The following is a 17,075-nucleotide window of genomic DNA, read 5'->3' as shown; positions in this document are numbered from 1 at the left end:
TCACCAAAAGATTCTATAATTACTCATAAAAAAATCAACTTAACTTTTTGTTTTTTTTAATTTAAAAAATGATTCAATGATTTTAATCGTTGCAAGGTAAAAAATCATTAACACGATCATACAAAACCAAGACTTGAAGAAAAGAAAATATGAAAAGTCATTTACGATCGGTAAAGTCAGAATAGATACGATGTAAACGCAACTAGCATATGCTCTATCAATCTTACTAAAAATTTCTTTAAGGAAATATAAACCAATTATATTCAAAGCCACGAAAAATGGGCCAAGTATCAAAGAAACATCACCAAAAATCGACCAAGCGTGAGCTTGGAAATAACTATTTGAATTGACCCATGCATCTCCTGCAGTAGGAAAAAATATTGTTATAATTTCGGCTGCCGGATCTACTGCATATACACCAAAAAGTCCTCCTAATGGCATCCCATAAGCAATACGAGAAATATCCGGAGTCAGTGCCTGATAAATCATAAAAGACCCTTCAGTCTGACCTATAAACAGCCTGGCTAATACAGAGTCAAATACTTCTCCTAAAGGTATATTATGCAAAAGTATAAAGAATGAACACAAGAGCATTAGACTTATTGCGGGAATAATAGTTATAATTAAATAATTGATACGTTTTGTTGATTTCAAATAAAGAATAAAAAGAATAAAAAGCACAACGATAAGCTTAGATTTCTGCATGTCGTACATGCTATATATTATTATTAACAAGAGATTAATGCGGAATAGTAACCTACTATACAAATATTTCTTTTTATGACAATATGAATACACGAGTGAAATATAAGGGAAATATACAAATATATAACCAATAAACAAGCCTCCAAATCCAACTTCATTTCTGAGGATTTGGGCTTTCGCCAAAGCGGCACCATCAAAATCTCCTCTCATTGCCATCAAAAAAGGAACATCACCAACCGAAAATATCTTTATAAAAATTACCACAAAGGAGAAAAAAGTAATTAACTTAACACGTAGATGAGTTGTATTTAAGTTTGTAATATCAACATCAAATCGGCAAATGTAAGACGAAAGAGAAACCATAAGAAGCAGAATTGATATTGAGAGATATGTATACCTGAATGTTTCTATTTTACTTTCGTCAGTTATAAGTGTATCAACGCCGAACGACATAGGGTAATTAAAAAAGGCCACTAATATTGTGCCGGGAACAATCTCTATAAAGAGAGCTAAAAGGAAAAGTGCTCCCAATACTGTTGGTCTGAAGCTAAAAATACGCAACTGAAAATTTGCAAATAAAGTAATTATCGCAAAAAATAGCAACAACATAACATTAATAGCCATCTGTATCTCTCTACTTCACTAGAATTTTTTTCGCAAAATTAAATAATTTATAAGGCCTTATTAGAAATATTAATTTTTGCACAACAAGATATGGCACAGTTACTTTATTGCCAAAGAACCTTATCCAGAGTGTTTTTTGTTTAAAGAGTAAAAAATCATCCCATTTTTTTAGTAGCATTCGTGAAGGCAACAATGGCCAAATCTTTTCTTTCTGAAAAGAATATAACGATTGTAGGTATAGCATATTGCCGATTCTACTTCCTTGCTGCGACAGAGAATCACCCTTGCGATAAAGAACAGTGTTCTCTTCCATATAGGAAAACGTTAAGCCACTTCTTAGACATTTAAGCCAAAGAGGATAATCTTCGAGCATTGGATATGACTCATCAGCATAACCAACATATTCCAACACATCTTTACTGATGAACCCTGTTGGAGCAAGCAAGTAGCACTCAGAAAGGATGTATTTAAGTTGCAATGGCTGTTTAGCACATATTTTCAGTTTATCATGTTTAATCGGCTCACCATTTCCACCAATCGTAAAAGGTATCATATCAGAAAAGACAATTTTAGCTGAGGAGTGATGAGTAATATATTTTACATTTAATTGTATGCATTCAGGTAATAACAAATCATCAGCTGCAATGCTTTTTATCCATGAACCTGAGGCCAATTTCCATGCCTGATTACAATTAGCTGCAACTCCTTTATTATTTTCATGAGAGACGATTATTATATCTTTAAAAAGATGTTTATTTTGCTCTTTCCACTGCTGAGCAATAGAAAGCGTATTATCTCTCGAACCATCGTCTGAAATTATAACTTCAATAAGTTTTTTCTTATATGTCTGGCGCGTAATACTATTTAAAGTTTCAGCAATAGTCTCACCTGAATTATAAGAAATAACTGCTATTGTGATTATTTTATTGGTATCTGCATCGGTCATGTGAAGCCTATTTTTATTTAATCTTAGTCAATATTCCGTTTCTAGTAACATATATACCAGACACTAAAATAGATTTATTCACAAGCGAATTAGCACCGATAATGACATTATCCGCAATATTTACACCTTTTAAGATTACTGTATTAGAACCTATCCAACAGTTAGCACCAATCATAACAGGTGAAGTTACAAAATCATTTTTGCTTACAACGTAATTCTCATCTATTGAGTGGTCATGATCGTAAACTTTAACCCCCTCACCGAAAATAGTATTTTCACCTATCTGAATATGATGCAAGCTATTAAATGAACAATTATTATTGACAAAACAATTTTTTTTGAAAACCAATATGCCCTGACTAACGAAAAAACTCACATTGTTTCTGGATGATAAATTACTAATATCTAAAATAGAATTATTAACGACTGTAATAATCAAACCTTTACCTAACTTTGGAGAGTTAAATCTGATCGTATTTTTAGTGAATATCTTTAACAGAAACAGATATACTATATTCAATGTAGCGTGATATGCTTTAATAATGAAATTCAAATGTTTTTTCCTATATTAAAATTCGTCTAACATTTGTAATTATAATGATAGCATAAAATATATAACTGATTAAATAAGCATAATTAGCCCCATTTAACAAAAAAATAGGGATCAATATATATGATAAAGCTACAAACATTATACCAAAGAAAATTTCAGTAAATAAATACCATTTCACTGCACATCGTGACAACATAGGAAATGCATATAACCATGCGGTTATTTTTACCACATCCCCACATAACTGAATAGAAAAGAGATCTCTTGCCTCGCTAAACTCACTTGTGAACAATATATGAATCAAGATATCTCTAAATGCATAAACCATTGCCGCAATTAAAGATACAATAGGGACAATTATTTTGGCAGTTGAGGTAACCTCTTCCATAATGCTGTCTGCATCACTTAATTGAGACAACTTTGGTAAATAATAGGTGCTCAGTGCAATAGTGATCACACCTAAGTAAACTTCAGAAATTTTCCATACAGATTGCCAGAGACCTGTTCCCTGCCAGCCCGTATGTTGCACCAAAACATTTCGGATAATCAGCAATGCTACAGGCATGACCAGAGCACTCGTCATCGCCATAAGCACATATTTACCAATGCCATTGAATGCTGATAATTTAATATGCCCGATAAAGTTTTTTATCTGCATCCATTTTTGTTTTATATTAACCAGAAATATAACTAAACCAATCAATGCTGTTTGAATTGTCGCAGCTATAATTGCACCTTTTATATTATAACGAATGATCAATAAAATCATGACGACACTGGAAATCATCACAGATAGGAAATTTATAGCAATGAAGCGTCTATGATTTTGAAAGCCATTAATTATAGATAGTAAAAGGGTACCCAGTGCCGAAAACGGTAACAATAGTACTGTTAAAGTAATAACCCAATGAAATTGAATATTACCAAAAAAATATTCAGATAGTTTATCAGATGCTAGTAAAGAAAAGGGTAGTAATATAAAAAAAATAGCGAGCACCCAAATTAAAGAAGCTCGCCACCAAGGCGAGCATTCATTATAACCACTCTTGCTATATTCGGATGTATACCTTACTACTCCGTTACTTACAGGTGCATTGATGACCCCTGTCAAGGCAGTTACAAATCCTTGAATCTGCCCAAGGAGGGCCATTCCAGACGGCCCTGTATAAATCGCAACTACCTTTGCAATAGCAAATCCCATAGCCATTTTTGCCAAGGTTAAAACACCAGTTGAGGCGGTTACTTTTAAAAGTTTTTTCATCCCACAAAACCATTTAAGGCATTGATTACGATATTAATTTCTTCTTCTGACATCGTCGGGTCCATGGGAATGGATAAGACTTTAGCATGTAAACTTTCTGTCAAAGGTAATGAAATGTCCTTCATCTCATTGTAAGCACTTTGCTTATGAGGTGGTACCGGATAATGGATGAGTGATTGGATATTATGTTTATTAAGCCAATTCTGTAATTCTTCTCGATGATTAGTTTTCACTACAAACAAATGCCATACGTGGTTTTCCATATTTTCAATATACGGCAACTCGAGCAATGGATTTTTTATTTCAGAAAGGTAACGTTGCGCTATGACCTGCCGAATTTTAATATCCTCTCCCAACTTGTTCAGCTTTACACGTAAGATAGCAGCTTGTATTTCATCAAGACGACTATTAACGCCTTGATATATATTTAAATACTTTTGCTCTGAACCATAATTCCTCAATGCTTTTAATACATTATATAATTCTACATCATCTGTTGTGATAGCCCCTGCATCCCCCAGAGCTCCCAGATTTTTGCCCGGATAAAAACTGAAACCAGCAGCATCTCCCCAGCTCCCAGCTCGTTTCCCATCAATTTGAGCGCCGTGAGCCTGAGCACAATCCTCAAGGACGAGTAGATTTTTTTCGCGGGCGATCTCCATAATTTCTTTCATTGGAGAGATTTGGCCATAAAGATGCACAGGCAAAATGACCCTTGTTTTATCTGAAATTGCTGCACGAATATTTCTTGCGCTTAAATTGAAAGTATCTTCATCTGGCTCAACTAGAACAGGAATAAGATCATTTTCTGTAATAGCCAATACAGAAGCTATATAAGTGTTACCTTGGACAATAACCTCATCACCACTTTTCAATTTTCCCATTTCTTTCCATGCTCTGAGTACCAGAATAAGAGCATCCAGTCCATTCGCAACCCCAAGTGCATAATTAGCTTGACAATATTCTGAAAACTCTTTCTCGAAAGCCTTAAGTTCCTCACCCAGAATGTACCAGCCTGAATCAATCACTTTCTCGATGGCACTGAGTATTTCATTCTTTTGACGGTTATTAATCTTTTTGAGATTTAAGAAGTCAACCATTTTGCACCTTTATTTACGTAGATTATGAGTTAATAGAGAATTAGAATCGAAGATCATCAATTACTTGGCACAAAGACGATTCATTTCTGCTGCTGTTGTGCTAAATTTTTAAAAACAGAATAGTCTCTAATATAGTCTAATTCTTCATATTCCATATCCGCTAGTACCATCAGAACACAATCTTCCGTAAAGTCGGTCATTTCTCGCCAAATAAATGAGTCGATAAGAAGGCCCTGCGTCGGATTATCTAATAAAACACTAACACGCTCTACGCCATCATCAAGTATAAAACGACAACTTCCCTTAACTGCAATTGCAACTTGTTTTAGCTTTCGATGCGCATGAAAACCCCTAGTTACACCTTTCTTAGTATCAAAAATATAATACACCCTCCTTATATCAAAAGGGATATTATTTTTTCTTTCTAAAGATACTAATGCGCCTCGTTCATCGCCATGAACCTGAAGAGGAATAAAATCTATTTTCATATATGATTTGCCAACTTCATTAAATATTGTCCATAATGATTTTTGCTTAAATTACTTCCTAATTTAAATAAATCATCTTTGCTTAACCACCCATTGCGCCATGCTATTTCTTCAGGACACGCAACCATCATGCCTTGACGTTTCTGAACAGTTTCAACAAAACTACCAGCTTCAATTAAACTATCATGAGTACCCGTATCGAGCCATGCAAAACCTCGCCCTAATAACTCAACATTTAAATTATTATTATTAAGGTATATTTCGTTAACAGTTGTTATTTCCAGCTCACCTCTGGATGATGGTTTTATATTTTTCGCAATGTCGATTACATCGTTATCATAGAAATAGAGGCCCGTCACTGCCCAGTTTGATTTCGGTTTATCTGGTTTTTCTTCAATACTCAATACCTTAAAATTGGTATCAAACTCCACCACTCCAAATCGCTCAGGATCCATCACTTGGTAGCCAAAGACCGTTGCACCACTGACTCTGTTACTTGCCATTTGCAGTTTTGGTGTAAAGCCTTGACCAAAGAATATATTGTCGCCTAAAACAAGGCAAACAGAATCATTACCAATGAATTCCTCACCAATTATAAATGCTTGAGCTAGGCCATCTGGACTTGGTTGAATTGCATAATTCAGATTAATTCCAAACTGTCTTCCATCACCTAATAGTCTGACAAACCCATCCTGATCCTCAGGTGTCGTAATTATCAATATATCTTGTATACCCGCCAGCATTAATACCGATAACGGATAATAAATCATAGGCTTATCATATATAGGGAGTAGCTGTTTAGAAACCCCCATAGTAATTGGGTAGAGTCTTGTTCCAGATCCACCAGCAAGAATGATGCCTTTCATTTATTATTATCCCCATACTGTTTTGAAAGCCATGAAGCATATGCTCCACTTTTAACATTACTCACCCACTTCTCATTCGCGAGATACCACTCCACCGTCTTACGAATTCCGCTTTCGAACGTCTCCTCAGGCTTCCAGCCCAGTTCAACGCCAATTTTATGCGCATCAATCGCATAGCGCCGGTCATGACCTGGTCGGTCAGCCACATACGCAATCTGATCGCGATATGACCCCTCTTTCGGCACAATCTCATCCAACAGATCGCAAATCGTATGTACTACGTCCAGGTTCTGCTTCTCGTTATGCCCACCGATATTGTATGTCTCCCCCGGTTTCCCCTGAGTGACAACTGCGTACAATGCACGCGCATGATCTTCCACATACAGCCAGTCACGGATCTGATCGCCTTTACCGTAAATAGGGAGCGCTTTACCGTCCAGCGCATTCAGAATTACCAGCGGGATCAGCTTTTCCGGGAAGTGGTACGGACCGTAGTTATTCGAACAGTTGGTGACAATAGTTGGGAAACCATAGGTACGCAGCCAGGCACGAACAAGATGGTCGCTTGAGGCTTTTGATGCTGAATACGGGCTGCTGGGCGCATAAGCCGTGGTTTCGGTGAAGAGCGGCAGCTTAGTTGATGCCGGATGCTCATCAGGATGTGGCAAATCACCATACACTTCGTCGGTAGAGATATGATGGAAACGAAACGCTTTCTTCGCCTGTTCCTCCAGCGTTGACCAATACGCACGAGCGGCTTCCAGCAGCACATACGTGCCGACGATATTGGTTTCGATAAACGCAGCCGGGCCGGTAATAGAACGATCGACGTGACTTTCAGCGGCCAGGTGCATCACCGCGTCAGGCTTATGCTTTGCGAAGATGCGATCTATAGCGTCTTTATCACAAATGTCCGCATGTTCAAAGGCATAGCGGTCGCTTTCGCTGACTTCACTAAGCGACTCAAGATTACCGGCATAGGTCAGCTTATCCACATTGACGACATCGTCTTGGGTATTTTTAATAATATGTCGTACAACTGCTGAGCCGATAAAGCCGGCCCCCCCCGTCACAAGAATTTTCACGTTATCTGTTCCGTCTAGTGTATATGTCTGGATACTGGCGTTCTGAAACCTGAGCTTGTATAAGCGGTTTCAGAAATTGAGCACGCTACCGCCCCTGGCTTAACAGCTACCAGTGCACTGAGCGATGTTTGATTAAATGATTTTTCTTGTCTGTTTACAGACAAAAAACTGCCGTTAATTGTCGTCCTAAACGACCTCAGAAACAAGCACAAATCGCTACAAAGCGGTCCAGGAGCAGTCTGGATAACTCTATGTAAATATTGGATTTATAACAAAAAACGGCAGTCATCATTTTGGTTGGATATTAACACACCAAAATAATGACTGCCGCTTGCTCAGGTCGGAGACAGAAATATCAGTCGTTAGCCAGCAGCTTCTCAATGCGGCTTCTGAACTTCGCCCCTTCCTTCAGGTTACGCAGGCCATAGTTCACGAACGCCTGCATATACCCCATTTTCTTACCGCAGTCGTAGCTGTCGCCGGTCATTAACATCGCGTCGACAGACTGCTTCTTCGCCAGTTCGGCAATCGCGTCGGTCAGTTGAATACGATCCCAGGCGCCTGGCTCAGTTTTTTCCAGTTCTGCCCAGATATCTGCGTTCAGAACGTAACGGCCTACGGCCATCAGATCTGAATCCAGCGTCTGTGGTTGATCCGGTTTTTCGATAAACTCAACGATGCGGCTCACCTGCCCTTCCGTCTCCAGCGGTTCTTTGGTCTGGATGACGGAGTACTCAGAAAGATCGCCTTTCATGCGTTTCGCCAGGACCTGGCTACGGCCGGTTTCATTGAAACGTGCTACCATTGCCGCCAGGTTGTAACGCAACGGATCGGCAGAAGCGGTATCGATGATGATGTCCGGAAGAACAACAATGAATGGGTTATCACCCACAACCGGACGGGCACACAGAATAGAGTGCCCCAGACCCAGCGGCTGCGCCTGACGGACGTTCATAATGGTCACGCCCGGTGGACAAATAGACTGTACTTCCGCCAGCAGTTGGCGCTTAACGCGCTGCTCAAGCAGCGCCTCAAGTTCGTAAGAGGTGTCGAAGTGGTTTTCTACCGCGTTCTTGGACGAGTGAGTAACCAGGACGATTTCTTTGATCCCTGCAGCAACAATCTCGTCGACAATGTACTGAATCATTGGCTTGTCGACGATCGGCAGCATCTCTTTTGGAATGGCTTTTGTGGCCGGCAGCATATGCATGCCCAGGCCTGCTACCGGAATGACTGCTTTCAAATTGATCATTATCTCTTCCACCTTAATATGGTTGACGAAGTATAAACTGTGTCAGGAAAAATGCCTGTAGAAGAAAGTCTACTTCGTCGAATGCAAATCACGTTTGGCTCATAACTCTGATTACTAAAGCTCATTACGCTATAAGTGTGACCCATAATCGTCGGAAACCCTACCAATAAAGAAGAAGAAAAACGTGTTTCCGACAAATCCCAGATTCTAAGTCATTACTCCGAAACGAACGTGATGTCATCTTTCTTCTCATGTACGAACTCATACTTCAACGTACGGTCCAGCCCTTGAGATAAGGTATAAGGCGCTTTAAAACCTGAGGCGTGCACTTTCGTCGCATCAAATTGAGTGGTGGCACAGAATTTTTTGACACGCACGGAACTGATCGCATACTTCTTTCCGGTGACTTTGCTAAGAATATCAAAGCAATAACCGCCAAGCATCCCTAAAGGATAAGGGAGATGAACTGATGGGATTTTTTTGCTAAGGCTCTTTTCTACCTCGGCAACGAGCTGATTCATATTCAGATCGGGTTTATCTACATAGTTGTATACGTCGTAACCAGGTTTGACGTTGCTCAATCGGAATTTGATAAACTCAACAATATTACCGACATAAGCCATAGACTTATAGTTAGTTCCGGCACCTACCATTGCGAATTTTCCACCCGCAATTTGCTTAAGAAGATTGAAGACATTGCCTCGATTGCGTTCACCAAAAATGACCGTTGGACGAACAATTGTCAGAGATCGCTCTTCTGGAGCTTTGTTGAACCATTCGCGCAGTACCTCTTCCGCCTGCCACTTACTTTTACCATAGTGGTTAAAAGGATCGTGCGGGTGAGATTCATCAGGATTGACTTTATTTAGACCATAAACGGCAACTGAGCTGGTAAAAATAATGTTCTTAACATTATTTTTTTCCATAGCTGCCAGTACGTTACGCGTTCCCTGAACGTTTACATCGTAGTAAAGCGAGGTTGGGCTAACATCATCACGATGTTCGGCAGCGAGTAATACTACCGTGTCGAAACCGGCAAGAGCATGATCGAGTTGCTCCTGATTGCGTACATCTCCGGAGACAGTAATCTCAGGGTAGAAATGGCTTTGCTGCTTGTCGAAGTTGGTAACATCAAACTCAGCCTTAGAAATCTCGATCAAACGAGTCCCAACGAAACCGGACGCGCCAATAAACAAAACTTTATCGTTCATAAACCACTCAGTGCGTTATGTGTGTTTGGCAAACCTCCGGTAATCACTGTATTCCCTGAGGTATCGCTAAAGATAAGACAGAACTGACGAAAATGTGGCACGGATTATAAACCCTAAAATCGCTGAGTTCAGTAACAAATTTTAGGGGTTACCGCGCTCTCAATGAGATGTGACGTCAATACTTACTTTCTGAAGGAAGGAAGCGCAAAGTTCAGCCTTTCCACATTCACTACCTGCTGGTCGACCCGGTCAATATCCACCGAACTCTGCCCCTTCTCATTTACAGCTTTTATATTCGCCAGTGACAGCAACGTCTCGTCTTTCGCCATAAACTTGCCCCGCACATCCTTGCGCAGGTCGAAGTTGATCTTCAGGGCAGGACCCACGGCGGCTTCCTGCATCACATTGATATTGCGTAAGAAAAGATGCTGTGGCTTGTTGTGCAGTTCCAGCGTTGCACGCTGCATTTCCACATTGGTTATCGCCACAAACGAGGTAGCGTTACCGGATGAAATCTGTATTCCGCGCAATTTATATGCAAGCTGGCGGTTATCGAGGTGAATATTGTTGAGCTTGAAGTTCTGCGGGATGGACAAATAATCGCCTTTTATTACCCCATAGCCGATCAACATTCCGGCACTGTTAACCATGTCGACATTATCAATAATGAAATTATCACAGCCATAAATGGCCACGGTGGCGTTGTCTATTCCCGCTTTTTTACTGAAGTCGGGAGTAATATTTTTGGCTTTGATATTACGAATAACAAAATGCTTACCGTTTTCAACGTGCACCAGCTGGCGACAGTTGCTGCCGGTGATGTTTGCCACCACGAAGTTCTTAACGGTTTGTTTTTCCGGGTAGTCGTTGTCGTAGGTGCTGCCGGCGAGGCCAATGCCGATGCCCCAGTTGATTTTGCCGTTGGTGCAGTTGATGTTGTCGATAACATGGTCGGAGATCAGAATATTGCGATCGTTGATGGCGACGTTCCACTCGATTGCATCGCCCTGCAGATGGCTAAATTTGCTGTTGGTGATGCGGGCGCCATCCACCTGGTTATGGAAACCCTGGCGCAGAATGGCGTAGTTGGCCTGGCTCACGCTAATGTTATCAATCAGCAGATTGCGCATCACGCTGGGTTTCTTGCCGCCGATATAGATCTGCGTCACCGGGCCAAAACCGCTCATGGCCAGCCCTTTGATAACGCAGTCAGAGCCGCGAACGTCGAGCGTAATGTTCTCCGTGCGACCAGCACCTTCGCCTATCACTTTGCTGCCTTCCTGCAGAACAAAGCGGCCGCGCCCGTTGCCGGTTAACGCCCCGCGGATCAGCAAGGTTTTTCCGTCGGGAATGAAAATACCCGTATTGATGTTTTCGCAGGTGAGCCCGGCCGGGACCACGACGGTGTCACCATCATTAAACGCCTGCTTAAAAGCGGCGATCCAGTCGTTGTTATTGTACTGATTAACAGAGACCGTTCTGCCGCTTGCCGCCCGCGCAATTCGGGACGACAGCAGCGGCGTGGCCGCCAGAACGGACAGAGAAGAGACAAAGGTGCGTCGGGTAATCTTTTTCAGCATACATCCTCGGCGTTAAAGCGTTTGCAGCAGGCTCGCTAGCTGGCGGTTAATCACCTGCTGGTTAAAATCGGTTTCCACTTTTTGTCGGGCGTTATGGAGCACGGGCTCCAGCGCCTGCTGGTCAATATCGCTGAAGGCCGCTAATCGGTCCGCAAGGGCCATCGCGTTATTCTCCGGCACCAGCCAGCCGGAATGGTCAGACTTAATCAGCTCAGGGATCCCGCTGTGCAGGGTTGATACCACCGGAATACCGACGGCCATCGCCTCCATCAGCGCCACCGGAATGCCTTCCATGTCGCCATCGGCCCCCGTTACGGAAGGCAGCAGAAATACATCTGCCTCATCAAGCATGACCTTGACCTCGTGGCTCGGCTTGAAGCCGGGCATCTCTACGACATCTTCCAGCTGATACTGTTCGATCAGCGTGCGCAGCCGACGCTCCCACGGCCCAATGCCGAGAATGCGGTAGTGGAAATCCACCCCGCGCGCTTTCAGCTGGCGGCAGGCTTCAATCGCCACATGCAGCCCTTTCTTCTCGGTCAGACGGGCAACGGAGATGATCTGCAGCGGTTTACCCGGCACCTTCACCGGACGGCGAGTGAAGCGCGTTAAGTCCACGCCCATGCGCGAAACGGCAATTTTCTCACCCGGGCAGCCCATGTTTTTCAGGCGTCCGGCCCACAGTTCGCTGATGGGCAGCATCATGTCGCCACGCCGGAAAAGCTGCTGGTATTCCGGAGTGTAGTGGTTCAGCACTTCGCGGCTGGAAATGTCGATGCCGTGGAAGATGGTAGCAATTTTACCGTCAATCACGCCCAGTTCGCGCAGCTTCGCGGCGGTGACGCCCGCTGGGCCAAAGTGGGCGATAAATACGTCAGCACGATACGGCTGCGCCGTTTGCCCGCAGATGGCCGACAGGATCAGATTGCGAGATTCCGAACCATAGCGGGAAATATTCAGCGCTCGCCACGTCGACGCGCGGTGGATCCCGCGCAACGTCTGGCTGGCCCGGTGGCGTAGCTTGCTCAGCTTCCCGGACGGCTCATCCTGCAGCCAGCGGGTTTTAGCCTCCAGCCCATACTGGGTATATGCCGCATGGGTATTTTGGGTATCGCCCTTTTGCAGGGCGATAATCTCCACGTCATATCCCATATCGATAAACGCGGTGATTTGGTTCAGGACAAACGTTTCAGACGACAGCGGAAATTTCAGTAAGAAGAAACCAACCTTCATTTCCCCTCCCGCACGCGGTCAAGTACCGATTTCACCATTCCAATGCCTTTTTCGCGCTCGGCTTTCACCGCAACGGCCAGACGCTCGTTGATCGCAGGCAGCTGGCCGAGCGTATCCCCCACCATCGCGCCAAGGGAACCATCCAGCAGATGACGAATATCCACGGCCATTTCCGGCATACCGAGCTGCTGCATGATCCCGGCGGACTTGTGTTCGTAGTTGATGGCTATGGCAGGCGTGCCAAAGTTCATGGAGATAATCGCCGAGTGCAGACGCGTGCCGACGGTCAGGTCGCAGGCGGAGAGCAGCTTGCCCATCTCCAGGTCGTTCAACTCATCCATCACCACATGATAGCGGGACGGATCGTTCACCAGGTTGCGCAGGTTCAGCGCCACCATACGATCGTCTTTGTTGTAGCTGTCGATGCCGGTACAGGTGGACAGCGCCAGCACCTGGTACCCGCTGTCCAGCACGCGGTTCACCACGTCGGCGAACGCTTGCTCATACGCCGCCTGCGTCGTGCCTAAACGTTTATCGAAGGGCGCCAGCTCGCGCAGGGTAATCGCGACGGTTTTCTGTTTCGCCGCCACGTCGAGCCAGTGCTGCACCGCGTAGCTCGGCTGGAAGCTGTCGTCCTGGTGATCCACCAGCCAGGCGGTGTCCACGCCGTGCTCAACTTTTGACGTGTCAATCTCGCTGCGCTTCATCATCTCAAGGCTGACCGACTCACGCAGGATCAGCGCGTCGCAGTGGCCGAAGACATAGTTTGCGAGCTGGTTAAACTGCGGATCCTGGAAAGGCCCCACGCTGTGGCCAATCATAAATAGCGGCTTTTTCGCCATGAACGTGCAGAGCGCATGCTCAAACTGCGGCACGCCGTAGAGATCGACGAAGAATGAACCGCCGACCTGGATAATGGCGTCATAGCCGGACAGCAGACGAACAAAGTCAGTGAAGCCCTGCGCGATGGCGATGTTGCGCAGCTTGCCGGTATCGGTCACCCGGGAAAGCAGCACCTGATGCTGGTAGCGACGACGCAGCACTTTTTTCACGCGGCCCATCACGCCCGCGGCGTTGTTGTGCTGTTTCATCTGGCTGTAGAGCGGGTCGCCCATCACCGGGCGGTTCAGTAACCAGGATGAGCTGACCGGATAACGGCTCATCACGTCCACTTCGGTCTCAGGCTTAAGGGTGTTAATTGCATCCAGTAAACCGCGCAGGATGGCGCTGTCGCCACGGTTGCCGCAGGTATGGTTGCCAAGAATTAATAATTTCATAATGGCCTCTTAAATAACTAGCCTGCGCGAAGCAGCGTTTTCATTTTTTCGTTACGGCAAAACTGGCGCTTCATCTCCACCACCAGCGCATTGCGTGACAGCACAATCATCACGCCAAATGCCAGCGCGCCCGCGGCAACCTGCACCGCCAGCAGCGCGGCCAGCGGCAGGTGACCGCTGAGGATGATGCCCAGGCCGTAGCTCACCGCCAGGGTCGGCAACGAGAGATAGAACGGCAGCCACAGGCTCAGGATGTACTGACGGTAGCTGGAGCCCAGCACCGGCTTGATCATGATGAAGTAGCTCAGAACGGTATTGACGATCTGCACCAGCAGGAAGCCCAGCGTGACGCCGATGGCGCCCGCCATATGCCCGCCGACGATAATCGCCGGAATAAACAGGAAGGTTTTGAACACGTTGAACTTAAAGCTGATATCCACGCGCGCTTTTGCCATCAGCAGGGAACCAATCGGATTCCCCACGGAGCGCAGGAGCCCCACCACGCACAGCAGCTGCAGGATCGGGATGATGCCGTTCCACTTCTCGCCAAACACCAGCGGCACGAAGTTGCTGGAAACCACCATCAGCCCCAGCAGCACCGGGAAGTTAATAATCCCCACCACGGAAAGCAGTTTGTAGAAGTTGACGCGCAGCTTCTCGGTGTCGTCCTGAATCTTGGCAAACGCCGGGAAAAGGACGCGGGTGATTATCGGGTTCAGCTTCATCGGCGGCACCACCGCGACGTTGTAGGCCAGGTTGTAGCCCCCCGCCACGCTCGCGCCGAGAATACGCGCCAGCACCAGCGTCGACAGGTTGGTATTCACATAGTTGATGATACTGTCCGCCGTCAGCCACGCGCCAAAGCGCAGGTTGGACGAGACGGACGCAAGAGAGAAATGAAGCCCGGGACGGTAAATTTTGCGGCCAAAGTAGCCGAACAGCAGCGTACGCACGGCAGAGTTAACCAGGTATCCCAGAATTGCGGTCATCGCCAGCGGCCAGAAATGGGCGCTCACGACGGTAAAGGTAAAGCCCGCCAGCACGGCGCTGGTCTCGATCATGCCGATCTTGTTGAACTCCAGCTCTTTCTGCATCAGCGCGCGGAACTGCTGCCCGTGGGGGATCACCACGAAAGCAAACGACAGCGTGCGCATCAGCGGAGCGAGATCCGGGTTGTGCAGCACGCTGGCGATGGTATCGCTCAGCAGGAATACCAGCACGAACACGAAAATCCCCAGCCCCACGTTCAGCCAGTAGAGCGTGGTCAGCTCCAGATGGCTGATCTCTTTGCGCTGGATAATCGAATTGGCGATACCAAAATCAGACAGCGTATCGGCCAGCGCGATAATCACCAGCGAGACGGTCAGCAGGCCAAACTGGTGATTATCAATAATGCGCGCCAGCACGGTCATCTGCACCAGACCGAGGCCAATGATGACGATGGTCGCCATCGCTGACCATTTGGCCCCGCTGATGGTTTTTTCACGTAAGCTCATCTTAGTACGCCGCTTTGTTCACGAAACCTTTGAAGATGGTCAGAAAAACAATCTTGATATCGAACCAGATACTCCATTCACGGATGTACTCCAGATCGAATTCGATGCGTTTTTCCATTTTTTCCAGCGTGTCGGTTTCGCCGCGCCAGCCGTTGATCTGCGCCCAACCGGTAATGCCCGGCTTCACCTTATGGCGCAGCATGTAGCCTTCAATCAGCGAGCGGTACTGCTCGTTATGCGCCACCGCGTGCGGACGCGGGCCAACAATCGACATTCCCCCGGTAAAGACGTTGATAAACTGCGGCAGTTCATCCAGCGAGGTACGGCGCAGGAAGTTCCCCACGCGGGTGACGCGCGGATCGTTCTGCGTCGCCTGGGTCACCACCTTGTCGTTTTCCATCACCTTCATGGAGCGGAATTTCCACACCATAATCGGCTTACCGTCCATACCGTAGCGGGTCTGGCGGAAAATAACCGGGCCGGGAGAGCTCAGCTTCACCGCCAGGGCAATGCAGCACAGCACCGGGGAGATGAGCAGTAAAATCAGCGAGGAGAGCACGATATCTTCCACGCGCTTGAGCACGCGGTTAATGCCCGACAGCGGAGTGTCGTACAGCGGTACCACCGGCACGCCGTTCACCTCTTCAATGCGTGAATGAAGGATGTTGAAGGTAAAGACGTCCGGGATGAGGATCACCGAACAGGTAGTGTCCGCCAGCTCGCGCATCAGCTGCTTAATGCGGGATTCGTCTCTCATCTGCATGGCGATGTAGACGTTGTGAATTTTACCGGCTTTCGCGTCTTCAATAAGCTGTTCGTAATTGCCCGCCCAGTCCGACGGCACGCCGCCCGGCTTCGCGTCGTGGTAAATCCCGACCACTTCAAACCCTAACCACGGCTCTTTGCGGAAGCTGTCGAGCAGGACCTTACCAACCGGCAGATCGCCCGCTACCGCAACGAAGCGACGGTTATAACCGCGGTTACGCAGCCAGCCCGCGCCGAAACGGATCAGGGAACGGCAGACCACCATGCCGACGCTGGTGATCAAATACCAGCAGAGATAGGTGACGAGGCGATTATCAAAATCATGGCTGAAGGCCACCAGGCCTGCGCTGAAGATCAGGCTCAGGGTCCAGTTCTGCAGCAACAGCATCAGTTCAGTGGTCATTTTGACGCCGCGCCACGAGCGGTAGAAATCGGTCATTCCGCCGATCATCTGAAACACGACCAGCGCAATCAGGGCCATCAGCAGATGCATGTATAAGAACGGCAGCCCGCCTATCCGACACACCGCCCACAATCCGCCGACCATGATGGTGATATCAGAAAAACGCTGCACCATAGAGATTAACGATGCATTCGTTCTCGCTCGTTCGCGTTTTTTTAGATTCGTCATCG

General features: G+C 46.0%; 15 protein-coding genes. All 15 read right to left on the bottom strand.

Annotated features, from left to right (window positions below; genetic code table 11):
• Positions 1–39: 39 nt before the first annotated feature.
• Complete coding sequence (locus AC4IBF_RS07540; protein WP_491463237.1) at positions 40–1,329, bottom strand: hypothetical protein; 1,290 nt, start codon at positions 1,327–1,329, stop codon at positions 40–42.
• Between the two features lie 10 nt (positions 1,330–1,339).
• Positions 1,340–2,275, bottom strand: coding sequence for a glycosyltransferase (locus AC4IBF_RS07535; protein WP_491463236.1), 936 nt, complete (start codon positions 2,273–2,275; stop codon positions 1,340–1,342).
• Between the two features lie 13 nt (positions 2,276–2,288).
• Positions 2,289–2,714 (bottom strand): acyltransferase, encoded by a 426-nt coding sequence (locus AC4IBF_RS07530; RefSeq protein ID WP_491463235.1) that lies wholly within the window; start codon positions 2,712–2,714, stop codon positions 2,289–2,291.
• Positions 2,715–2,838: 124 nt separating this feature from the next.
• Positions 2,839–4,089 (bottom strand): O-antigen translocase, encoded by a 1,251-nt coding sequence (locus AC4IBF_RS07525; RefSeq protein WP_491463234.1) that lies wholly within the window; start codon positions 4,087–4,089, stop codon positions 2,839–2,841.
• On the bottom strand, positions 4,086–5,189 hold the full coding sequence (locus tag AC4IBF_RS07520) for a DegT/DnrJ/EryC1/StrS family aminotransferase (protein ID WP_491463233.1): 1,104 nt from the start codon (positions 5,187–5,189) through the stop codon (positions 4,086–4,088). Before AC4IBF_RS07520 ends, AC4IBF_RS07525 begins: the two co-directional genes overlap by 4 nt.
• A gap of 80 nt (positions 5,190–5,269) precedes the next feature.
• Positions 5,270–5,677: a sugar 3,4-ketoisomerase gene (locus AC4IBF_RS07515; protein ID WP_491463232.1), complete on the bottom strand. Its 408-nt coding sequence runs from the start codon at positions 5,675–5,677 to the stop codon at positions 5,270–5,272.
• A complete protein-coding gene (rfbA, locus tag AC4IBF_RS07510; protein ID WP_491463231.1) occupies positions 5,674–6,543 on the bottom strand; it encodes a glucose-1-phosphate thymidylyltransferase RfbA in 870 nt (289 codons plus the stop codon). Before rfbA ends, AC4IBF_RS07515 begins: the two co-directional genes overlap by 4 nt.
• Positions 6,540–7,628 (bottom strand): dTDP-glucose 4,6-dehydratase, encoded by a 1,089-nt coding sequence (gene rfbB / locus AC4IBF_RS07505; protein ID WP_491463230.1) that lies wholly within the window; start codon positions 7,626–7,628, stop codon positions 6,540–6,542. Before rfbB ends, rfbA begins: the two co-directional genes overlap by 4 nt.
• Positions 7,629–7,983: 355 nt before the next feature.
• Entirely contained in the window at positions 7,984–8,880 is an 897-nt protein-coding gene (gene galF, locus AC4IBF_RS07500; RefSeq protein ID WP_017383282.1) for a GalU regulator GalF, read from the bottom strand.
• 215 nt (positions 8,881–9,095) lie between these two features.
• On the bottom strand, positions 9,096–10,091 hold the full coding sequence (locus AC4IBF_RS07495) for an NAD-dependent epimerase/dehydratase family protein (RefSeq protein WP_211438253.1): 996 nt from the start codon (positions 10,089–10,091) through the stop codon (positions 9,096–9,098).
• 182 nt (positions 10,092–10,273) lie between these two features.
• On the bottom strand, positions 10,274–11,671 hold the full coding sequence (gene wcaM, locus AC4IBF_RS07490; protein WP_047652462.1) for a colanic acid biosynthesis protein WcaM: 1,398 nt from the start codon (positions 11,669–11,671) through the stop codon (positions 10,274–10,276).
• Positions 11,672–11,683: 12 nt separating this feature from the next.
• Positions 11,684–12,904 carry a colanic acid biosynthesis glycosyltransferase WcaL gene (gene wcaL, locus AC4IBF_RS07485; RefSeq protein ID WP_288460869.1) on the bottom strand — a complete coding sequence of 407 codons (1,221 nt, stop codon included), beginning with the start codon at positions 12,902–12,904 and terminating at the stop codon, positions 11,684–11,686.
• Entirely contained in the window at positions 12,901–14,181 is a 1,281-nt protein-coding gene (wcaK, locus tag AC4IBF_RS07480) for a colanic acid biosynthesis pyruvyl transferase WcaK (protein WP_045908618.1), read from the bottom strand. Before wcaK ends, wcaL begins: the two co-directional genes overlap by 4 nt.
• Positions 14,182–14,198: 17 nt before the next feature.
• A complete protein-coding gene (wzxC, locus tag AC4IBF_RS07475) occupies positions 14,199–15,677 on the bottom strand; it encodes a colanic acid undecaprenyl disphosphate flippase WzxC (protein ID WP_044596701.1) in 1,479 nt (492 codons plus the stop codon).
• Position 15,678: 1 nt separating this feature from the next.
• Entirely contained in the window at positions 15,679–17,073 is a 1,395-nt protein-coding gene (gene wcaJ, locus AC4IBF_RS07470; protein WP_111965777.1) for an undecaprenyl-phosphate glucose phosphotransferase, read from the bottom strand.
• Positions 17,074–17,075 lie beyond the last annotated feature (2 nt).

The sequence above is a fragment of the Enterobacter sp. Taxon_8 genome, from assembly GCF_058354585.1.
This window is presented reverse-complemented; position numbering and strand designations above follow the sequence as displayed.